Annotated in this window: 1 protein-coding gene; it reads right to left on the bottom strand. The window is 45.0% G+C overall.

The window, feature by feature from the left end; translation table 11 throughout:
• Positions 1-30: 30 nt before the first annotated feature.
• Positions 31-2136 carry a cation:proton antiporter gene (locus VN429_RS02305; RefSeq protein ID WP_325629359.1) on the bottom strand — a complete coding sequence of 702 codons (2106 nt, stop codon included), beginning with the start codon at positions 2134-2136 and terminating at the stop codon, positions 31-33.
• Positions 2137-2337: the final 201 nt, after the last annotated feature.

Below are 2337 nucleotides of genomic sequence, written 5' to 3'. Positions count from 1 at the left end.
TACTTGTTCATTATCATAGGCCAGACTTTCTTATCTGCACGACTTGACCAATCCAACCCGTGATTTATTCTTTTCTTCAATCAACCGGTCAATATATCGGGTAAGAGTCTCCTCATCCCCTGCCCCGTCATCCAGGTGCTTATGCAATTCTGATATCATTCCGGCTCCGGCAGTCCTTTCAGCAATAAATGCACTGATATCCTTCAGACATGGCGAAGATCTGACAATATCTGACTGAAGATATGCTCTTGCATCACCCTCAAGTCTGTGGTAGACTGAAAGAATATCTGTGATATCATCGGTTTTCAGGCAGACAACTCCTGCAAGTTCACGCAGATATCTGATTGTTGCTGATGCTGCAACAACCAGTGCAACAGCAATGAAGATACGGTTCATCTCGCCTCTTCGTGTTAAATACAATGATATCCTGCTCCCGGGAGCGATTTGGTTCATAGTACGTGTGACCCATCTCCTGAACCTGGCTCCAGGCCCTACTTCACTCTTTCCTGGATGATAATCTCCTGACTGAATCAAATCTTCTCTGGAAGCCGCATGAAACTGAACGGCAGCGTATACTGCAGGAAGAATAAGACCCTCATCATAGAGCAGCCGATATTGTTTCTGCTCAAACCGAAGGGCTTCAAGCCAGAAGAGTTTAAGGATCTCTTTCCGATCTGGATTTTTTCTGATTTCACTCCAGAAGTCCTGGATCTTCTCCATCCGTGAGGCTGACATTATCCGGTATTCTTTGATATACTTCATGGCAATTTCAGGATCGATGACATCACTCATGGGTGAATTCTGCAAACTTCTTTCTCCTGACCTGCAGGTTACAAGATCGGTGTAAATCTGGTGAAACTGCCTAACCAGCCGGGTCTGGCCGAGGCCCAGATGATGAATCAGGGGACCGATTGTCAGGCCCTGAAATAATATAGTAAACAGGACAACTGTCACGGAGAATTCTACAATTAAATCACGGTATGGAAACGAGTATGGAAGAGAGAGCGAGAGTGCGATTGCTACTGCTCCCCGAAGACCTCCCCAGAAACTAATCACCTGGTACGAGATTGGGATTTTTCTGGGAGTAAATAAGTTATAGAGTCCGAATATGCCAAATACCGGGATAAATCGGGCAAATGTGACCACTGCAACAAGGAAAATAACTCCTAGGACAGCTCCGGTCATAAACACAGAGAGATCCTGAAGTGATGCAATGGCAATTCCGACAAGGAGAAAGATAAAGCTGTTTGCAAGGAATCCTATGTATTCCCAGAACCGGTTGAGATCTTCTCTACGGTCCGGGCCTATCCAGTCAGACGCTGCCTGTGCAGCAAAACATCCGCATACCACTACGGCAATTACCCCGGAAAATCCAAGGATATGATCACTTATCAGGTATGAGAGATACGCAGCAACAAGGGTTGCAGTCTGATGAATGTGAGAGTGAAGCGGGGTTCGCTTGAGAACACCTCTGAGGAGATAACCGGTGATTCCACCGATCACAATTCCACCAACAAACGAGATCAAAACTGAACTTGCAAACTGCATTGAAGTATGTGAAACTGAGATCTTCTGATCAAGCAATGACGCAGCGATGAGAGCGAGAACCATCTGAAACATAACAATCGCAGCGGCATCGTTGAGGAGACTCTCACCTTCAACCAGAATCTGAAGGCGTTTGGGAACCCCTATCTCCTTGAAGATGGATATCACCGCTGCAGGATCGGTTGCCGAGATAAGTGCACCGAAGAGAAGGGCATATAGGAGGGGTAGGGGAGAGAAGAGAGAGAGCAATACACCGATGATAACACCTGATATTACCACCCCAATGATAGCAAGCCCAAGCACAGGAAAGAGGTTTCTGGTGAGTAGCCGGGTATTCATGGCTATGGCAGACTCAAAAATCAGAAGGGGGAGAAAGAGGTACAGGATAATATCTGTACTTGGGACCATTCCCTGAAATGACTTCAGGGTGGAAACATGAGGGACGATAAAAGAAGAAAAGACATAGCCGGTGATTACAAGGCCTATAGTATAGGGCATCTTTAGATGTCTTAGAGTAATTGCTGTTATGATAGCGATGAGCAGGAGCGTAATGACGATTGTTTCATCGGCTATCAGGAGATTTTGAGTCATGGCCTGTATATCCTAATAATTCTTTGACTTTTGAGGGTTATGAACTGTCGGATAGACGTATCGGAGAAAAGAAAGAACAGATTACTGAAAAAAGGGTTTTCAAATATTATTCCAGGAACATCCTTTAATCAATAAAAAGGGACCAATATCGGAATGCATGATAGCTATAATAATTATGCATTTGGGGTGGGGGTATTAGAG

This window comes from Methanospirillum sp. (assembly GCF_035560735.1).
Classification (GTDB): Archaea; Halobacteriota; Methanomicrobia; order Methanomicrobiales; family Methanospirillaceae; genus Methanospirillum.
Note: the sequence above shows the minus strand (reverse complement) of the source record. Positions and strands in the feature narration are given on the sequence as shown.